Source organism: Sphingomonas sp. CV7422 (assembly GCF_027945725.1).
In the GTDB taxonomy this organism is placed as follows: Bacteria; Pseudomonadota; Alphaproteobacteria; order Sphingomonadales; family Sphingomonadaceae; genus Sphingomonas; species Sphingomonas kyungheensis.
Window position 1 is genome coordinate 635,191 of record NZ_CP115900.1, and the last position, 17,310, is coordinate 652,500.

The following is a 17,310-nucleotide window of genomic DNA, read 5'->3' on the forward strand; positions in this document are numbered from 1 at the left end:
GATGCTCGAACATGTCCCCGCCTGGCTCGGTCAGGCGCTCAGCAGCGTGCGCGCCGGCGCCGACAAGCTGGCGATCGCTCGGCCGGAGCTCGGCGCGGGCTTTCCGTCGCTCGACCTGACCAGCCCCGCCTTTGCCGACGGCGCGCGGCTGCCGGCGCGGTTCACCGCGGACGGCGAGGGCGTGTCGCCGCCGCTGACCTGGGGCGCGGCGCCCGAAGGGACGGCGCTCTATGCGCTGCTGGTCGAGGATGCCGATGCACCGGCGCCGCAGCCGCTGGTCCATGCGGTGGTATGGGGCATCGCCGCGGATGTCGGACGGCTCGCCGAGGGCGCGATCAGCCGTGACGGCGCGGGGACGCCGGAGCGCGATGTCGGGCGCAATTCCTATCTGCGCGAGGGCTGGCTGCCGCCCGATCCGCCGACCGGCCATGGCGCGCATCGGTACGTCTTCCAGCTGTTCGCCCTCGACGCCGGTGTGGGCGCGCCGGGCGAGACGCCGGGGCGGAGTGCGATCCTGGCTGCGATGGCGGGGCATGTGCTCGCCGCCGGGGTGTTGACCGCGACCTATGATCGCGGCGAGGCGGCGGCGGTCGGCCCGGTCGGGGCCGCCGCGCACGCCTGAGCCGTCAGGCGATCGGCATCACCGGCACGGCGGCGCTGATCGCGATCATCGCGAAGGCGAAGGCGGCGACGACCGAAACAACCGAGCGCTGCGTGCTTTCGAAACGGGCAAACATGATCCTGATCCCTTTGCTGTAGCGGCGCGGGACTGTTCCCGGCCGATACAATGGGCATTGCAGACTTCGTGCCAAATGCCGGAAAGCACGCAAATGCGCGGTCGGGCCGATGGGTACGCAGGAGAGTTGGTAGTTTCCGCCGATCGGCTTGGCGTATCGTGCCAGGATCAGGCGGCGCACACCCGATCGCGGCCTTCGGCCTTGGCGGTGTAGAGCAAACGGTCGGCGCGATCGAAGGCGTCGGTGATCGTCTCGCCGGTATGGACCGCGGTGACGCCCACCGACACGGTGATCTGCCCGAGCGGCGTGTCGCTCTCGCGCAGACGGAAGCGTTTGCCAGCGATGGCATCGCGGACCGTGTCGAGATGCGCGGCCGCGTCGGCCAGGGTGATGCCGTTGAACAGCACCGCGAATTCCTCGCCGCCATGCCGGACGACGAGGTGGCTGGCGCATAGGTCGGCGAGCATCTTGGCGACCGCGCTGAGCACCCGGTCGCCGACCGGATGGCCGTGCTTGTCGTTGATCCGTTTGAACCGGTCGATATCGCAGACCGCGAGGCAGAAGGGGCCGTCGGACTCGCGCCGATTCGCGAACGCCTCGTCGAAGGCGCGGCGGTTGCGCAGGCCGGTGAGCGGGTCGCGACGCGCACTGTCATTCGCCTCGGCGAGCTTCATGCGCAGCGCCTCCGCCTCGTCGGTCGCCTTGGCGAGCCGCACCTCCGCCTCGCGGATGCGGGTCAGCATCGCGCCGGTGATGCGGGCGATCTCGTCGAGCCCCGCCGCGGGCAGCGTCGGGGCGGTATGGCGGATCGCGGCGGCGCTCTGTGCGAGATCGCGGCCGAAACCGCGCGTCTCGTCCTGCATCTCGCGCATCATCGTCGCGAAGCCGTCGACCTGGGCCTGGGGTTTTGCCACCAGAATGGCGGCATCATCGTCCTGCACGGTGCCGCCGAGCGCCTCGATATCCGACCGGCTGAGGCGGATGCCGCCGTCGGTCAGCCGGCGCACCGCCTGCGCGATCGCGCCCTGCGGATCGGCGATAACGTCATAAGCAAAGCTGTAATGCGACGGTTCCGGCGACAGGCCGTGATCGGCGAGGAAGTGGCCGATCCGCGTATACAGATCGGCGCCCCCAGTCTTTCTCGCTGCGTTCCCGCGCATGTTCCACCCTTTGTCCCGCCGCGACCATACGCGCAATTACTTAGCGGACGGTTTCAAATTGCTCAGTTATGGTGAAGTTTGCGCACGGCGGCGAGGGTGAGGGCGACGTGCTGCGCCGGATTCATGTCGTCGTGGACATAGGCGATGCGGCCGTCGCGCGCGATGACGTAGCTGGTGCGTTTGGTCAGCGCGCGGCCGCCGCCGTTGAGCGCGACGTCATAGCCCTTGATCACCGCCGGCCCGGCGCTCGCCACCGCGAACTTGCCCGCGCATTTCTCCGCCGAGAAGCGCTGCAGCGTCGGCACGTCGTCCGCCGACATGCCGATCACCGTCGCGCCCGCCTTCTGGAAATCGGGGATCGCTTCGGCAAAGGCATGCGCCTCCGCATTGCAGCCGCCGGTGAACGCCGCCGGGAAGAAATAGAGCACCACCGGCCCCTTCTTGAGCTGCTGCGCGAGGTCGATGCCGACGACCTGACCGGCGACCGCGCCGCGCGTCGAGAAGGTCGGCGCCTTGGCCCCGACCGGCAGGCCGGCGATGGCGGGTGTGGCGACCAGGGCGATGGCGGCGAAGGCGGCGGGCAGGCGCATGGCAATTCCTCTCGGTTTCGCGCACCCTAGCGCGCCGCCAGGCGAGGCGATAGGGCTGTCGTCATGCCGATTACCGCCGCCGACATCCAGCTCGCCAGCCGCCTCGCCGATGCCGCGGGCGCGGCGATCCGCCCCTATTTCCGCGAGGAACAGGGGCTGGAGATCAAGGCGGATCACTCCCCCGTCACCCGCGCCGATCGCGAGGCCGAGGCGGCGATGCGCAAGCTGCTCGATGCCGAGGCGGCGGGCGACGGCGTGATCGGCGAGGAATATGGCGAGAAGCCGGGCGTCACCGGCCGCCAATGGGTGCTCGACCCGATCGACGGCACGCGCAGCTTCACCGTTGGCCGCGCGATCTTCGGCACGCTGATCGCGCTGGTCGAGGATGGCTGGCCGCTGCTCGGCATCATCGATCAGCCGGTGCAGCGCGAGCGCTGGGTCGGCGTCGCCGGGCGGCCGACGACCTTCAACGGCCGGCCAACGCGGACGCGGACCTGTGCGCAGCTCGAAGGCGCGGTGCTCGCCACGACCAGCCCGCATCTGTTCGCCGAGGGCGACGTGCCGCATTATATGGCGCTGGTCGCCGCGGCCTCGGGCGGGCACACGCGGCAGGGGCCGGTCTATGGCGGCGACTGCTACAATTACGGGCTGCTCGCGAGCGGTCATCTCGACATCGTCGTCGAATCGGGGCTCCAGCTCTACGACTTTGCCGCGCTGGTACCGGTGGTCGAGGGCGCCGGCGGACGGATGTGCGACTGGAACGGCGACCCGCTCACCGCCGCGAGCGCGGGCCATGTGCTCGCCATCGGCGACCCGGCGCGCACCGACGACGTGCTGGAGGCGATCCGCGCGACCGCGGGGCATACGCACTGAGGAAGGCTTTGCGCCTCCCCGAAGAGGCGGATGGAATGCCGCCGACCTTCGTCATCCCCGCCTAGGCCGGGATCCATGGATACGGGACAGGCGCAGGGTGCGCTGTCGGTGGTGACATCGTGGCCATGGGTCTTGGCTTTCGTCGGGATGACGAAGGGCCGCGGATAGCCCGCCATCAGAAGATCCCCAGGAACTTCTTCCGCTGGCTTTTCTTCTCCGCGCCGGTGGTCTTGCCGTCCTCGTCCTTGGCGGTGGTGCCGTGGCCGACGTCGTCGCGGGGCTTGCCCTTGGTGGTGCGCTGCGCCTGCGCGGTGGCGCCGGCGAGCACCGGGCCGCAGGCGGCGGACTTGGCGTCGCCGATGTCGACGAAGGCGAGGATGCCCGCCACCGGCGTCGCCACCACCGCCAGGCCGAGGCCGGCACCGGCGCGTTCGAGCAGCTGGCCGCTGATCACGTCGAGCTTCGGCGCGGCGAAATAGCCGCCGACGCCGACCGGCGACTGGCCGGAGAACAGGCTGAACTTCTTTCCGTCGGCGCGGAAGGCGAGGTCGATCGCCTCGCTTCTGAAGCTGAACCCGCCGCGCCCGACGATGACGTTCTTGGTGGTGTCGATCAGGATCGGGTCCGCCGCGGCAACGCCGTTGCGGACGGTGAAGCCGATCAGCCCGCAATTGACCTCGACCGGCTTCTTGAGCTTGTCCTCGAACATCTTCTGGACGAACGTGCCGATATCGAGCTCGGCGAGCTGGACGTTGCGTGTCCAAAGCTGGCCGTGCGGCATGACGAAGGCGATGCGGCCGTGCGCGGTACTGAGCGACTGGTGGATCGAATCGCCACGGCCGACGAGCTGGATGCGCCCCTTGATCGTGCCCGTCGTCCCCGCCTCGGCAACGCCATAGCCGGCGAGCAGCTTGCCCATCGGCGTCGGCGACAGGCGGATGTCATAGGTGTCGAGCGCCGGCCGCTGCCGCGTGTCGAACGTCACGTCGGCGGCGACGTTGCCGCGCGCCATCGCCATGGTCAGCGGCGACAGGGTGAGCTTGCCGCGGTCGAGCGCCAGCGTCATCGCGATGTCGCTGATCGGCAGGTTGCGCGAGCGCACCCGGCCGATCGTCCAGCGGAGGTCGGCATCGAAGCGCTGCATCGTCGCGATCGGCAGCGCGGCTTCGGGCAGGATGCGCTGCGGCGCGGCGCCGGTCGCGGCGGCGGCGGCGAGCGCGCCCCTGGCGGCGACGATATCGGGATTGTAGCCGATGAACGGCGCGGCATCGATGATGTCGAGCGTCCTGGTGGCCAGCCGCGAATCGAGGTGCAGTCGCGCGCCGTTGGTGATCGTCAGCGTGCCGGCAAGATCGCTGGCGCCGACGGTGCCGCGCATATGGGTGAAGGTGTAGAGCTGGTCCTGCTGGACCAGTTGCGCCTTCAGCCGGTAGCGGCGGGTATTGGGGATGGCGACGCCGATGATGCCGAGCAGGTCGGCGAGGTTGCGGCCCTGCGCGCGCGTCTGCAACGGCACGCCTTCGATCCCCGCGATCGACGGCAGCGTGCCCGACACGTCGACGACATTGTCCGCCGCCCAGGCCCGCAGCACCAGCTCGTTCTTGCCGCGGTTGACCGTCGCATCGGGGGCGAGCAGCCGTGCGGCGACGCGGAACGGCGTGTCGCGGATCGTGCCATGGCCATCGACGCCGACCGCCTTGCCGATCCGCGCGTCGGTCGAGCGGATGTCGTCGACCTTGAGGTCGGCGAGCAGCCGCATGCGCGGATCGCGATAGCGGACGGTGGTGCCGCGCACCGTCGCGGTATCGATCCGCGGGAAGGGCAGGGGTTTGCCGCCCTTGCTGCTGCTGAACGTCCAGCTGTTGGCGCTGTGGTCCGCATTCCATTCGAGGTCGACCGCGCCGTCGACCAGATCGAGCCAGTAGAGGCGGCGCTTCCCCCACAGCAGCGACAGCGGCGCGATCCGCGTATCGATCCGTTCCGCCTGGAACAGATAGGGTCGCGTCGCCCAGGCCGGATTGCCGATCGTCATCCGCTCCGCGACGAACTTGATGCGGAAGGGCGCGAAGTAGAGCTGGAAGTCGCCCGCCACGGTGACGGGGCGATGCGTCTGGCCACCGACGAACCGCTCGAACGGACGGCGCAGGAAGCGCCCCTTGGTGACGTAGAGCACCAGCCAGATCGCGACGAGGAGGACTGCGAGCGCGAGCGCGATCCGGCCGGCGATCCGTCGCAGTCGCCGCCGGCGCGTCGGCACCGGGGCGGGATCCGCGGCGGGGTCCGTGGCGGGCGGCTGCGTCTCCATCACCGGCTGAATCGCGCCAGCGCTCGTTCCGGTTCCGCATCGGTTGCGTTTCCTGTCGCACATCGCTAAGGAGCCCGCTTCCCGAGCGAGGCGCTACAGGACTGCCCGGCCATCAAGGGCTGCCGCGGCGGTTCATGCCATGCTCACAGCGAAAGGACCAAAATGCCCAAGCTCAAGACGAAGAGCGGCGTCAAGAAGCGCTTCAAGCTGACCGCGAGCGGTCTGTTGAAGCACGGCGTCGCCGGCAAGCGCCACCGCCTGATCAGCCACAACAGCAAGTACATCCGCCAGAATCGCGGCACCAAGGTGCTGTCGAAGGCCGACACCGCGACGGTGAAGGCCTGGGCGCCGTACGGCCTCAAGTAAGGACATCAGGATATGGCACGCGTCAAACGTGGTGTAACCACCCGCGCCAAGCACAAGCGGATTCTGGAACAGGCGAAGGGCTATTATGGCCGTCGCAAGAACACGATCCGTATCGCCCGTCAGGCGGTCGAAAAGGCCGGGCAATATGCCTATCGCGACCGCAAGGTCAAAAAGCGGACCTTCCGCGGTCTGTGGATCCAGCGCATCAACGCCGGTGTCCGCGCCGAGGGTCTGACCTATTCGCAGTTCATGCACGGCCTCAAGCTCGCCGGCGTCCAGCTCGACCGCAAGGTCCTGGCCGACATCGCGATGCACGAGGGTGCGGCGTTCAGCGCGATCATCGCGCAGGCCAAGGCGGCGCTGCCCCAGGCGGCGTGACCTTCGCACCGCAGGTGACGGATGAGGCGTCGGTGGGCAACCACCGGCGCCTTTTTCGTTGCGGGCGTGGGTGGCTTGCCTCCTTCCTCTCGTCATTTTGGCGCAAGCCGGGATTCACGGACACGGTGTGGTGGCTGGTGCGTGCTGCCCTCGACGGCCCGTATCCATGGTTCCCGGCTTTCGTCGGGATGACGGAGGGAGGCATGGCGCGGTGGAAATGATGCCCTCCGGCGCAGTGGAGCCCGGCATCCCGCTATGACGTCTCTCGACGTGGGCGCGGCCCGAGCCGGCGGAACGGGGGGCGCTGCATGCGAGACGTATTCGAGCCGTGCGTCTATATCCTGGCCAGTCGTCGGCACGGCACGCTCTACATCGGCGTGACGTCCAACCTGCTCGCCCGCCTCGTCCAGCATCGCGAGGGGTTGATCCCTGGCTTCACCAAGGCATACGGCGTGCGGCGGCTTGTCTGGTATGAGCGGCATGCGACGATGGAGGCCGCCATCATTCGTGAGAAGCAGTTGAAGGAATGGCGGCGCGCGTGGAAGATCGTCCTGATCGAAGCGCAGAATGCGGACTGGGTAGATCTGGCGATCGGCCTCGGCCTGCCGCCCATGAAAGAGAGCGATACGTGACCGAAGACCTCGATACCCTGCGCGACCATCTGCTCGGCGCCATCCCCGCGGCGGACAGTGCCGAGGCGCTCGAGGCGCTGCGCGTCGAGGCGCTCGGCAAGCAGGGCAGCATCACCCAGGCGCTCAAGACGCTCGGCAAGATGACGCCGGAGCAGCGGCAGAGCGAAGGCCCGCGGATCAACGGGCTGCGCGAGGCGGTCGCCACGGCGATCGCGACGCGCAAGGCGGCGCTCGACCGCGCCGCGCTCGACGCGCGGCTGGCGAGCGAGACGCGCGACATGACGCTGCCGGCCGATGCGCCGATCGCCGGCACGGTGCATCCGGTCAGCCAGGTGATGGACGAGCTCGCCGAGATCTTCGCCGACCTCGGCTTCGCCGTCGCCACCGGGCCCGAGATCGAGGACGACTGGCACAATTTCACCGCGCTCAACATTCCCGAGACGCATCCGGCGCGGGCGATGCACGACACCTTCTATTTCCCCGACGGCGCCGCCGGAACGGGCGAGGCGCCGCGGATGCTGCTGCGCACGCATACCAGCCCGGTGCAGATCCGCACGATGCTCGACCAGCCGCCGCCGATCCGCATCATCGCGCCGGGCCGCACCTATCGCTCGGACAGCGACGCCACGCATACGCCGATGTTCCATCAGGTCGAAGGGCTGGTGATCGACAAGGGGATCACGCTCGGCCACCTCAAATGGACGCTGGAGACCTTCCTCAAGGCCTTCTTCGAGCGCGACGATATCGTGCTGCGGCTGCGGCCGAGCTATTTCCCGTTCACCGAACCGTCGGCGGAGGTCGACGTCGGCTATACGATCGAGAAGGGCAAGCGCGTCATCGGCGGTTCCGGTGGCGGCTGGATGGAGGTGCTCGGCAGCGGCATGGTCCACCCCAAGGTGATCGCCGCCTGCGGCCTCGATCCCGCGGTGTGGCAGGGCTTCGCATTCGGCTGCGGCATCGACCGGCTGGCGATGCTCAAATACGGCATGGACGATCTGCGCGCCTTCTTCGACGGCGATATCCGCTGGCTCAAACATTATGGGTTCTCGAGCCTCGACGTACCCACGCTGTCGGGAGGAGTCGGCGCATGAAGTTCACCCTTGGCTGGCTGAAGAGCCATCTCGCCACCGATGCCTCGCTCGACGCGATTCTCGACGGGCTGACCCGCATCGGCCTGGAGGTCGAGGGCGTGCACAATCCGGGCGAGGCGCTGGCCGCCTTCCGCGTCGCGCGCGTGCTGTCGGCGGAGCGGCATCCGCAGGCGGACAAATTGCAGGTGCTGTCGGTCGATGCCGGCGACGGACCGATGCAGGTCGTCTGCGGCGCGCCCAATGCGCGCGCGGGCCTCGTCGGCGTGTTCGGCGCGCCGGGCGCCTATGTGCCGGGGCTCGACGTGACGCTCAAGGTCGCGGCGATCCGCGGCGTCGAATCGAACGGCATGATGTGCTCGGCGCGCGAATTGCAGATCGGCGAGGGGCATGACGGCATTATCGAACTGCCCGACGATGCGCCGGTCGGCACCAGCTATTCGGACTATGCCGGGCTCAACGATCCGGTGATCGACGTGTCGATCACGCCCAACCGGCAGGATTGCATGGGCGTCCACGGTATCGCCCGCGATCTCGCCGCGGCCGGGCTCGGCACGCTGATCGCGCCCGAGGTGCCGGCGGTGGCGGGCGAGGGACCCGGACCCGACGTGCGGATCGAGGATGCGGCGGGCTGCCCCGCCTTCTTCGCGCAGGCGGTGTCCGGCCTGACCAACGGCGAGGCGCCCGAATGGATGCGCCAGCGGCTGACCGCGATCGGGCAGAAGCCGATTTCGACGTTGGTCGACATCACCAATTACATGACGGTCGATCTCGGCCGCCCGCTGCACGTCTATGACACGGCAAAGCTGTCGGGCGGGCTGGTCGCGCGGCGCGCGCGCGCCGGCGAGACGGTCGAGGCGCTCAACGGCAAGAGCTATACGCTCGCCGAGGGGATGACGGTGATCGCCGACGACGTCGCGGTGCACGATATCGGCGGCATCATGGGCGGCGCGCATTCGGGCGTGTCGGAGACGACGCGCGACGTCATCATCGAATGCGCCTATTTCGCGCCCGAGGCGATCGCGCGCGCCGGCCAGGCGCTGTCGCTGACCTCCGAGGCGCGGCAGCGGTTCGAGCGCGGCGTCGATCCCGCCTTTCTCGACGATGGTCTGGCGATCGCCACCTTCCTCGTGCTGCACTATTGCGGCGGGACGGCGAGCGGCGTGACGCGCGCCGGATCGCCGCCGACGACGATGACGGCGATCCGCTACGCGCCGTCGCTGGCCGAGACGCTCGGCGGGCTGGCGGTGCCGGCGGAGCGGCAGCGGGCGATCCTCGAATCGCTCGGCTTCACCGTCACCGACGACTGGCAGGTGACCCCGCCGACGTGGCGCCGCGACGTCGACGGTGCCGCCGATCTGGTCGAGGAGGTGATCCGCATCGAGGGGATCGACAAGGTCGCGACCGTGCCGCTGCCGCGTGCGCCCGGCGTCGCCCGGCCGACCGCGACCGCCGAGCAGTTGCTCGAACGCCGCGTGCGGCGCGCCGCGGCGGCGCGCGGGCTCGACGAGGCGGTGACGTGGAGCTTCCTCGGCGCGGCGCAGGCGGCGGCGTTCGGCGGCGGCGCGTGGACGCTCGCCAATCCGATCAGCGAGGATCTCAAGGTGATGCGGCCGTCGCTGCTTCCCGGCCTGCTGTCGGCGGCGGAGCGTAACCTCAAGCGCGGGCTGAGCGCGGTGCGGCTGTTCGAGATCGGCCGGCGGTACCTGAAGGACGATAAGGGCGCGTCCGACGAGCGGATAACGCTCGGGCTGGTGCTTGCCGGCAATCGCCGCGAGCGCGGCTGGCGTGAGGGCAAGGCGGCGGCGTTCGATGCGTATGACGCCAAGGCGGAGGCGCTGGCGCTGCTCGCCGCGGCGGGGGCGCCGGTCGACAATCTGCAGGTGATGGGTGAGGCGGGCGAGGCCTGGCACCCCGGGCAGAGCGGCACGCTGCGGCTCGGGCCGAAGACGGTGCTGGCGCGGTTCGGCATGCTGCATCCGGCGCTGCTCAAGGGGTTCGATCTCGACGGCGCGGTCGCGGCGGTCGAGCTGTACCTCGATGCCCTGCCGGCGAAACGCGGCACGCGCAACTTCATGCGTCCGGCATTCGCACCGCCGGCGCTGCAATCGGTGCGGCGCGACTTCGCCTTCCTCGTTCCCGAGACGCTCAGCGCCGATGCGCTGGTGCGCGCGGTGCGCGGCGCGGACAAGGCGGCGATCGTCGGCGCGCGCGTGTTCGACGTCTTCACCGGTGCGGGCGTCGAGGCGGGCCACAAGTCGGTCGCAATCGAGGTGACGCTCCAGCCGAGCGACAAGAGCTTCACCGACGAGATGCTCAAGGGCATCGCCGACAAGGTGGTCGCCGCGGCGGCGAAACAGGGGGCGGTGCTGCGGGGCTAGGGGCGGGCGCACGCCGCCCGTTGCTGCGGGCGGTGATGCTGTGGCTTAGGTGGGGGGCTGCGGGCGGGCGGTGGCGTGCCACGGGCGGCTCCGCCTGCTTGCAAGCGTCGCGCTGCGCTGCCAGCGCCGCACCAGTGCTTCCGCGCAGGCGGGAGCCCAGGTTCCTTATGCGGCAAGCGTTGTCCTGCTTGGGCACTGGATTCCGGCCCGCGCGGGAATACGGCATAGCCTCCGCCTTGCCCACCACGTGACGTCAACCCGGACGTGTTCCGGGGGCAGCCGTGCCGCGAAAGCAACGGCTCAAGCTACTACGGAACGGCGGATGCCGGAACGAGTCCGGCAGGACAGCGGGTCGATGTAGAGGTCGCGCCCGTTCGGGAGTCTTGCTGCGGCTCGATACCCTGGGGCGGTCTCGCGGGAGACCCGGCCTCGTCAGGTAGAGCATCGCACCGGGCGAAGGGCGGAGGCCCGCGCGCGATCGGACGCTGGCCCTCAATCGCGTAACCGGCGCCGGGCCGTCATCGCCGCTTCGCAAGCTTACACCTTGGTCGAGAAGATCATCCGGCCCGGCCCGAGCTGCTCGAACACCTGGCTGAGGTCGGTCTCGCCGACCGCGAAACAGCCCTGGCTGCGGCCGAGCATGCCATGGGTGCGCAGCATGTCGCGATTGGCATACCAGGCGGAGTGGACGACGATCGCCCGCGCCATCGCATTGTCGTTGGTCGGATCGAGGCCGATCAACCGCTGCGACCGACCGTGCTTGCCGACGTAATAATCGTCGGTGACGAAGGCGCCTTCCGACGACGCATTCGAATTCGGCTCGTTCGAGAAGCGCTTGAGGAAGCCGGTATGCGCCGGGTCCGAGCCGCTGCCGTGCGCGACGAGGAACGACTGGCTGCGCCCCGAGACGAGATTGACGATGTGCAGCCGCGCCTCCGACGACGGCGCCGACATGTCGGCGATCGCGATCCGGTCGCGCTGCGGGATGCGGCGGCTGTGCTGGTTGAGCGCGGCGAGCGCCTCGCGCATCAGGTCCGGGCGTACGACGCGCGGCGAGGTGATCGGCCGCGCCGCCACCATCGGGCGCGGGGCGGGCAACGGCGGCTCGGACACCGGCCGCAGGTCGCGCTGCGTCAGACGCCGCGGCGTCGCCGACAGCGTGCCCGGCATCGCCAGCGTCGCCGCCAGCACTGCCCCGTTCTTCAGCAAAGCGCGACGGTCGCGGATGCTATCTTGCTCGATTTGCGTCAAAATCTTTAAAACCCCGGTTCAACCCGCTGCTCATCATATAGCAGCTTCGGACTTAATTTTCCCGTCAACGCCGCCCCGGTCAGCGTTCTGGTTGCACGGTTGGCCGCGCGCGACGCTCCTGTCGGCCCGAAACGGTTGTGGCACGTTCCGCGGAGTCGCGCGTTGGATGGCGCGAAAGGGGGGTTGACAGACGGAGACGATGATGAAGCCCTGGATGATTCTCGCCGCCACGGCCTTGTGCGCGATCCAGACGCAGCCGGCACGGGCTGCGGTCGCTGCCGATCCGCTGGCGCCCGAGGTCACCAGTCTCGCCCCCAATCGCTTCCTGTGGAACGACGATGCGACGCTCGGCCCGGTCAGCATCGTCGTGTCGATCCCCGACCAGAAGGCCTATGTCTATCGTGGCATGACGCTGATCGGCGCGTCGACCGTCTCGACCGGCAAGGGCGGCAAGGACACGCCGATCGGCACCTTCCCGATCCTGCAGAAGTCGGAGGTGCACAAGAGCAACCTCTACGACAGCGCGCCGATGCCGTTCATGCAGCGATTGACCTGGGACGGGGTGGCGATCCACGCCGGGATCAATCCGGGCTTCCCTGCCTCGCACGGCTGCATCCGGGTGCCGACGGCGTTCGCCAGGAAGCTGTTCGCGGTGACCAGCAAGGGCACGCCGGTGATGGTCACCGACGCCTCCGCCGTCGAAGGCTGGCTGCCGCCGATCGCCGAGGATCCGGCGGACATGCAGCTGGAGACGGCGACGGCGAACGGCAGCGTCCTCCAGACCGCGGCACAGTGAGACGCGGGGAGTTGCACGCCGCCGGAGGCTGACGCACAAGGCCGCGCATGACCGACCTCGTCACCATCCGCTCGATCGCCCTCACCGCCGCGATCAACCCGCTCGGCGCCGAATTGACGCATCTGCGCGATGCCGGCGGGCGCGAGCTGATGACCAACGCCGATCCGGCCTACTGGACCGGCCATGCGCCGATCCTTTTCCCGGTGGTCGGTCTGCCGTTCGAGGAGACGATCCGCGTCGACGGCACTGCCTATCCCATGCCCAAGCATGGGTTCGCGCGCCGGTCGCAGTTCGAAATCGTCGCGGTCGAGGCGGATCGGGTGACCTTCGCGCTGTCGGACAGCGAGGCGACGCGCGCCGCCTATCCCTTCGCCTTCCGCCTCGAACTGACCTACCGGCTCGACGGCGCGACGCTGCATGTCGAGGCGCGGATCGTCAATCCGGCGGAAACTCCGCTGCCGGCGAGCTTCGGCTTCCATCCCGCCTTCGCCTGGCCACTGCCCTATGGCGAGGATCGTGCCGCGCATCGCATCGTCTTCGACGCGGACGAGCCCGACGCGCTGCGCACGATCGCCGCCGACGGCACGATCGCGACCGCCCGCCGCGACTCGCCGCTCGACGGGCGGGTGCTGCATCTGCGCGACGATCTCTTCACCAACGATGCGCTGGTGTGGGACGACGTCCGCTCGGCGGGCGTGACCTATGGCGCCGGGCAGGGACCGCAATTGCGGATCGCCTTCCCCGATACGCCGATGCTCGGCATCTGGACCAAGCCGGGCGCGGCCTATGTCTGCGTCGAGCCGTGGCACGGCATCGCCGATCCGGAAGGCTATACCGGCGAGTATCGCGACAAGCCGGGCGTATTCGAAACGCCGGCGGGTGGCGAGACGCGGATCGCGATGAGCGTCACGCTCAAGGGCTGATCCGCGCACCGTTACCCCTGTCATCCGGGCGCGACATCTGGCAAGGCGGCGCGCGCGGACGCGAGCCGCCTTGCCCCTGTCGCGGCTCCGCGTGAGCCGCCTGCCACCCGGATATAGCCAGTGACTTCCCCCCGCCGTACCTTCGCGATCATCTCCCACCCCGACGCGGGCAAGACGACGCTGACCGAAAAACTGCTGTATTTCGGCGGCGCGATCCATCTTGCCGGTGAGGTCAAGGCGCGCGGGGCCAATCGGCGGGCGCGGTCGGACTGGATGAAGATCGAACAGCAGCGCGGCATCTCGGTCACCTCGTCGGTGATGACGTTCGAGCGGGAGGGGATCACCTTCAACCTGCTCGATACGCCGGGCCACGAGGATTTCTCGGAAGATACCTATCGCACGCTGACCGCGGTCGATTCGGCGGTGATGGTGATCGACGCCGCCAAGGGCATCGAGCCGCAGACGCGCAAATTGTTCGAGGTCTGCCGGCTGCGCTCGGTGCCGATCATCACCTTCGTCAACAAGGTCGATCGCGAAGGCCGGCCGATCTTCGAGCTGCTCGACGAGATCGCCGACATGCTCGCGCTCGACGTCGCGCCGATGAGCTGGCCGGTCGGCATGGGCGGCGAGTTCGAAGGCGTGCTCGACCTCGCCACCAACACGATCAGCCGGCCGGAGGGCGACAGCCGCGCCTTCCTCGGCAAGACCGAGACGGCGCCGGTGCTCGCCGAACGCTGGGCCGAGGAGATCGAGCTGGCGCAGGCGGGCTATCCCGAATTCGATGCCGAGGCCTATCGCAACGGCGATCTGACCCCGGTCTATTTCGGCTCGGCGCTCAAGGATTTCGGCGTCGCCGAGCTGATCGGCGCGCTCGCCGAACACGCCCCGCCGCCGCGCGCGCAGCCGGCCGAGCCCGCGCCGGTGGCGCCGGACAATGACGAGGTCACCGGCTTCGTGTTCAAGGTGCAGGCGAACATGGACCCCAACCATCGCGACCGCATCGCCTTCATGCGGCTATGTTCGGGCACCTTCAAACGCGGCATGAAGCTGGTGCCGACCGGCCACGGCAAGCCGATCGCCGTCCATTCGCCGATCCTGTTCTTCGCCCAGAACCGCGAGCTGGCCGACGAGGCCTTTCCCGGCGACATCATCGGCATCCCCAACCACGGCACGTTGCGCGTCGGCGACACGCTGAGCGAGCGCGCCGACGTGCGCTTCACCGGCCTGCCCAATTTCGCGCCCGAGATCCTGCGCCGCGTCCAGCTCAAGGACCCGACCAAGACCAAGCAGCTGCGCAAGGCGCTCGACGACATGGCGGAGGAGGGGGTGACGCAGGTCTTCTATCCGGAGATCGGCTCCAACTGGATCATCGGCGTCGTCGGCCAGCTCCAGCTCGAGGTGTTGCTCAGCCGGCTCGATGCGGAATACAAGGTGGCGGCCGGGCTGGAGCCCGCGCCGTTCGAGACCGCGCGCTGGGTGTCGGCGGAGAATCCGGCCGATCTCAAGGCGTTCATGGATCTCAATCGCTCGGCGATGGCGAAGGATCGCGACGGCAATCCGGTGTTCCTCGCCAAGAGCGCCTGGGAGGTCGGCTATATCGCCGATCGCTACAATAAGGTGCGCTTCGCGGCGACGCGCGAACGCTGATACGGCGGTGAGGGCGCCGTCCGGGTCGTGATTTCCCCCGAAATCACCGACCGCCGGACGACGCGCATCGCGTCAGGTGCCGGTAACGATCCGCTCGCGCATCATCTGGCTGGCGCGGAAGGTCAGCACCCGGCGCGGCGCGATCGGCACCTCGACCCCGGTCTTGGGATTGCGACCGATCCGCTCACCCTTGTCGCGCAGGACGAAGGTGCCGAAGCCCGAAATCTTGACGTTCTCGCCGCGCGCCAGCGCTTCGCACATTTCCGTCAGGATCTGTTCGACGACTTTCGCCGACTCCGTCCGCGACAGGCCGATCTGGCGATGCAAGGCCTCGGCCAGGTCTGCCCTCGTCAGTGTACCAACGCTCGTCATCAACACGCTTGCCCCACTCCATCTGCTAAGATGCCCGTTTCCACGGTACACTATAGCAGACGTGTCCGAAAGTGACTTTCTTTGCGGCCGCGGCGGTCAGGGCCATGGGGCGCAGGCGATCAGAAGCGAATGACCGCCGCGCCCCAGGTAAAACCGCCGCCCATCGCTTCCAGCACGACGATATCGTTCTGCTGGACGCGACCGTCGCGCACCGCGACATCGAGCGCGAGCGGCACCGAGGCGGCCGAGGTATTGGCGTGGCGGTCGACGGTGACGACGATCTTGTCGGGGGAGAGGCCGAGCTTGCGGCTGGTCGCATCGAGGATGCGGGCATTGGCCTGATGCGGCACCACCCAGTCGACGTCGGCCGACGTCAGTCCGGCGATGACCAGCGATTCCTCCAGCACGGCGGCGAGGTTGACGACGGCGTGACGGAACACCTCGCGGCCCTTCATGCGCAGCTTGCCGACCGTGCCGGTGGTCGACGGGCCACCGTCGACATAGAGCAGGTCGTTGTGGCGACCGTCGGCATGGAGCTTGGTGGCGAGGATGCCGCGACCATCGTCGGCGGCGCTCTCCTGCCCTTCGAGCACGATCGCGCCGGCGCCGTCGCCGAACAGCACGGCGGTGGTACGGTCCTCCCAGTCGAGGATCCGGCTGAACGTCTCGGCGCCGATCACCAGCGCGCGACGGTGGACGCCGGTGCGCAGCATCGAATCGGCGACCTGCACCGCATAAAGAAAGCCCGAGCAGACCGCCGCGACGTCGAAGGCGACGCAATCGCCGATACCGAGCATCGCCTGCACCTTGGTCGCGGTCGCCGGAAAGGTCTGGTCGGGCGTCGCGGTGGCGAGCACGATCAGGTCGATCTCGCCCGGCTCGACCGCAGCGGCGGCGAGCGCGGCGCGGCAGGCGTCGGCGGCGAGCGTCGCGGTCGTCTCGTCCGGCCCGGCAATGTGGCGGAAGCGGATGCCGGTCCGCTCGACGATCCAGGCATCGCTGGTGTCGAGCTGCTGTTCGAGCTCGGCATTCGACACGCGCCGCGCCGGCAAGGCGGAGCCGGTGCCACGGACGACCGATCGAATCATGCGGCTTTCTTTTCGAAATTGCCGAGATCGTCGGCGATGCGGCGGGTCAGGTCGGCGCGCACCATCTTGGCGGCATTGCCGATCGCGGTGGCGACGCCGCGCTCGTTGGCGCCGCCATGGCTCTTCACGACGATGCCGTTGAGGCCGAGGAAGACCGCGCCATTATGGTTGTTGGGATCAAGGTGATCGCGCAGCAATTCGGTCGCCGGGCGCGAGATCAGGAAGCCGAGCTTCGATCGCGCCGACGAACTGAACGCTCGCTTGAGCAGATCGGCGACGAAGCGCGCGGTGCCCTCGGCGGTCTTGAGCGCGATATTGCCGGCAAAGCCGTCGCAGACGATGACGTCGTGATTGCCGCGCGCGAGCTGGTCGCCCTCGACGAAGCCGGTGAAGGTCAGCGGCAGATGCGACTGGCCCTTGAGCACCGCAGCGGCGTCGCGGATCTCGTCGGTGCCCTTCTGGTCCTCGCTGCCGATGTTGAGCAGCGCGACGCGGGGCGATTCGAGGTCCATGATCGTGCGGGCATAGGCCGCGCCCATCACCGCGAACTGGACGAGGTTGCGCGCATCCACCTCGGTATTGGCGCCGAGATCGAGCATCACCACGTCATTGTCGCCAAGCGTCGGCAGCGGCGCGGCGAGCGCCGGACGGTCGATGCCGGGCAAGGTGCGCAGCGCGAGCTTGGCCATCGCCATCAGCGCGCCGGTATTGCCCGACGAGACC

18 protein-coding genes (1 of these 18 only partly in view) are annotated in these 17,310 nt (G+C 68.9%); 10 read left to right on the forward strand and 8 right to left on the reverse strand.

Going from position 1 to position 17,310, the window contains the following annotated elements; genetic code table 11:
- The first annotated feature begins 1 nt into the window (after position 1).
- On the forward strand, positions 2–622 hold the full coding sequence (locus PBN85_RS03035; RefSeq protein ID WP_037532462.1) for a YbhB/YbcL family Raf kinase inhibitor-like protein: 621 nt from the start codon (positions 2–4) through the stop codon (positions 620–622).
- Between the two features lie 4 nt (positions 623–626).
- On the opposite strand, the gene PBN85_RS03040 is transcribed toward PBN85_RS03035, so the two are convergent.
- The 3 genes from PBN85_RS03040 to PBN85_RS03050 all read right to left on the reverse strand — a co-directional run bounded on the left by PBN85_RS03040 (position 627) and on the right by PBN85_RS03050 (position 2,487).
- Positions 627–917, reverse strand: coding sequence for a hypothetical protein (locus tag PBN85_RS03040; protein WP_152542152.1), 291 nt, complete (start codon positions 915–917; stop codon positions 627–629).
- Positions 905–1,897, reverse strand: a complete 993-nt coding sequence (locus PBN85_RS03045; RefSeq protein WP_271300123.1) for a GGDEF domain-containing protein — start codon at positions 1,895–1,897, stop codon at positions 905–907. The genes PBN85_RS03040 and PBN85_RS03045 overlap by 13 nt, the downstream gene beginning before the upstream one ends.
- A 62-nt stretch (positions 1,898–1,959) precedes the next feature.
- A complete protein-coding gene (locus tag PBN85_RS03050) occupies positions 1,960–2,487 on the reverse strand; it encodes a peroxiredoxin (RefSeq protein ID WP_037532457.1) in 528 nt (175 codons plus the stop codon).
- Positions 2,488–2,550: 63 nt separating this feature from the next.
- Between PBN85_RS03050 and PBN85_RS03055 the strand changes: the two genes are divergently transcribed.
- The gene (locus PBN85_RS03055; protein WP_037532454.1) at positions 2,551–3,360 is read left to right on the forward strand and encodes an inositol monophosphatase family protein; all 810 of its coding nucleotides are present in this window, start codon (positions 2,551–2,553) and stop codon (positions 3,358–3,360) included.
- A gap of 175 nt (positions 3,361–3,535) precedes the next feature.
- Here PBN85_RS03055 and PBN85_RS03060 read toward each other — a convergent pair whose 3' ends face one another.
- Positions 3,536–5,665 carry an AsmA family protein gene (locus tag PBN85_RS03060; protein ID WP_271300124.1) on the reverse strand — a complete coding sequence of 710 codons (2,130 nt, stop codon included), beginning with the start codon at positions 5,663–5,665 and terminating at the stop codon, positions 3,536–3,538.
- A gap of 162 nt (positions 5,666–5,827) precedes the next feature.
- On the opposite strand from PBN85_RS03060, the gene rpmI reads away from it, so the two are divergent.
- From rpmI to pheT, 5 genes are all read left to right on the forward strand, one after another.
- Positions 5,828–6,031, forward strand: a complete 204-nt coding sequence (rpmI, locus tag PBN85_RS03065; RefSeq protein ID WP_017977259.1) for a 50S ribosomal protein L35 — start codon at positions 5,828–5,830, stop codon at positions 6,029–6,031.
- A gap of 12 nt (positions 6,032–6,043) precedes the next feature.
- Positions 6,044–6,409, forward strand: a complete 366-nt coding sequence (gene rplT / locus PBN85_RS03070) for a 50S ribosomal protein L20 (protein WP_037532450.1) — start codon at positions 6,044–6,046, stop codon at positions 6,407–6,409.
- Positions 6,410–6,717: 308 nt separating this feature from the next.
- Positions 6,718–7,041 carry a GIY-YIG nuclease family protein gene (locus tag PBN85_RS03075; protein ID WP_271300125.1) on the forward strand — a complete coding sequence of 108 codons (324 nt, stop codon included), beginning with the start codon at positions 6,718–6,720 and terminating at the stop codon, positions 7,039–7,041.
- On the forward strand, positions 7,038–8,132 hold the full coding sequence (gene pheS / locus PBN85_RS03080; protein ID WP_037532446.1) for a phenylalanine--tRNA ligase subunit alpha: 1,095 nt from the start codon (positions 7,038–7,040) through the stop codon (positions 8,130–8,132). The genes PBN85_RS03075 and pheS overlap by 4 nt, the downstream gene beginning before the upstream one ends.
- Positions 8,129–10,510 carry a phenylalanine--tRNA ligase subunit beta gene (gene pheT / locus PBN85_RS03085; RefSeq protein ID WP_271300126.1) on the forward strand — a complete coding sequence of 794 codons (2,382 nt, stop codon included), beginning with the start codon at positions 8,129–8,131 and terminating at the stop codon, positions 10,508–10,510. Before pheS ends, pheT begins: the two co-directional genes overlap by 4 nt.
- A 537-nt stretch (positions 10,511–11,047) precedes the next feature.
- Here pheT and PBN85_RS03090 read toward each other — a convergent pair.
- A complete protein-coding gene (locus PBN85_RS03090; RefSeq protein ID WP_443026761.1) occupies positions 11,048–11,719 on the reverse strand; it encodes a murein L,D-transpeptidase catalytic domain family protein in 672 nt (223 codons plus the stop codon).
- Between the two features lie 244 nt (positions 11,720–11,963).
- Between PBN85_RS03090 and PBN85_RS03095 the strand changes: the two genes are divergently transcribed.
- From PBN85_RS03095 to PBN85_RS03105, 3 genes are all read left to right on the forward strand, one after another.
- Positions 11,964–12,557 (forward strand): L,D-transpeptidase family protein, encoded by a 594-nt coding sequence (locus tag PBN85_RS03095; protein ID WP_271300127.1) that lies wholly within the window; start codon positions 11,964–11,966, stop codon positions 12,555–12,557.
- A 47-nt stretch (positions 12,558–12,604) separates the two neighbouring features.
- The gene (locus PBN85_RS03100; RefSeq protein ID WP_271300128.1) at positions 12,605–13,480 is read left to right on the forward strand and encodes an aldose 1-epimerase family protein; all 876 of its coding nucleotides are present in this window, start codon (positions 12,605–12,607) and stop codon (positions 13,478–13,480) included.
- Between the two features lie 120 nt (positions 13,481–13,600).
- Positions 13,601–15,127 (forward strand): peptide chain release factor 3, encoded by a 1,527-nt coding sequence (locus tag PBN85_RS03105; protein ID WP_037532437.1) that lies wholly within the window; start codon positions 13,601–13,603, stop codon positions 15,125–15,127.
- Positions 15,128–15,199: 72 nt separating this feature from the next.
- Here the strand turns inward: PBN85_RS03105 and PBN85_RS03110 are convergent, their stop codons facing one another.
- The 3 genes from PBN85_RS03110 to plsX all read right to left on the reverse strand — a co-directional run.
- On the reverse strand, positions 15,200–15,499 hold the full coding sequence (locus PBN85_RS03110; protein WP_037532435.1) for an integration host factor subunit alpha: 300 nt from the start codon (positions 15,497–15,499) through the stop codon (positions 15,200–15,202).
- 119 nt (positions 15,500–15,618) lie between these two features.
- Entirely contained in the window at positions 15,619–16,587 is a 969-nt protein-coding gene (locus PBN85_RS03115) for a beta-ketoacyl-ACP synthase III (protein WP_037532432.1), read from the reverse strand.
- Positions 16,584–17,310, reverse strand: partial view of a phosphate acyltransferase PlsX gene (gene plsX / locus PBN85_RS03120; RefSeq protein WP_037532431.1) — the 3' portion only. It continues 305 nt past the right edge of the window; the window shows 727 of its 1,032 coding nt (coding positions 306–1,032); the start codon falls outside the window, past its right edge; its stop codon occupies positions 16,584–16,586. The genes PBN85_RS03115 and plsX overlap by 4 nt, the downstream gene beginning before the upstream one ends.

Bases quoted from the DNA above. Each gene is read 5' to 3' on its own strand.
- PBN85_RS03045 (WP_271300123.1), bottom strand. From the start codon at position 1,897: ATGCGCGGGAACGCAGCGAGAAAGACTGGGGGCGCCGATCTGTATACG.
- PBN85_RS03110 (WP_037532435.1), bottom strand. From the start codon at position 15,499: ATGACGAGCGTTGGTACACTGACGAGGGCAGACCTGGCCGAGGCCTTG.
- PBN85_RS03075 (WP_271300125.1), top strand. From the start codon at position 6,718: ATGCGAGACGTATTCGAGCCGTGCGTCTATATCCTGGCCAGTCGTCGG.
- PBN85_RS03095 (WP_271300127.1), top strand. From the start codon at position 11,964: ATGAAGCCCTGGATGATTCTCGCCGCCACGGCCTTGTGCGCGATCCAG.
- rplT (WP_037532450.1), top strand. From the start codon at position 6,044: ATGGCACGCGTCAAACGTGGTGTAACCACCCGCGCCAAGCACAAGCGG.
- PBN85_RS03060 (WP_271300124.1), bottom strand. From the start codon at position 5,665: ATGGAGACGCAGCCGCCCGCCACGGACCCCGCCGCGGATCCCGCCCCG.
- PBN85_RS03055 (WP_037532454.1), top strand. From the start codon at position 2,551: ATGCCGATTACCGCCGCCGACATCCAGCTCGCCAGCCGCCTCGCCGAT.
- PBN85_RS03100 (WP_271300128.1), top strand. From the start codon at position 12,605: ATGACCGACCTCGTCACCATCCGCTCGATCGCCCTCACCGCCGCGATC.
- PBN85_RS03050 (WP_037532457.1), bottom strand. From the start codon at position 2,487: ATGCGCCTGCCCGCCGCCTTCGCCGCCATCGCCCTGGTCGCCACACCC.
- PBN85_RS03115 (WP_037532432.1), bottom strand. From the start codon at position 16,587: ATGATTCGATCGGTCGTCCGTGGCACCGGCTCCGCCTTGCCGGCGCGG.
- rpmI (WP_017977259.1), top strand. From the start codon at position 5,828: ATGCCCAAGCTCAAGACGAAGAGCGGCGTCAAGAAGCGCTTCAAGCTG.
- PBN85_RS03035 (WP_037532462.1), top strand. From the start codon at position 2: ATGCTCGAACATGTCCCCGCCTGGCTCGGTCAGGCGCTCAGCAGCGTG.
- pheT (WP_271300126.1), top strand. From the start codon at position 8,129: ATGAAGTTCACCCTTGGCTGGCTGAAGAGCCATCTCGCCACCGATGCC.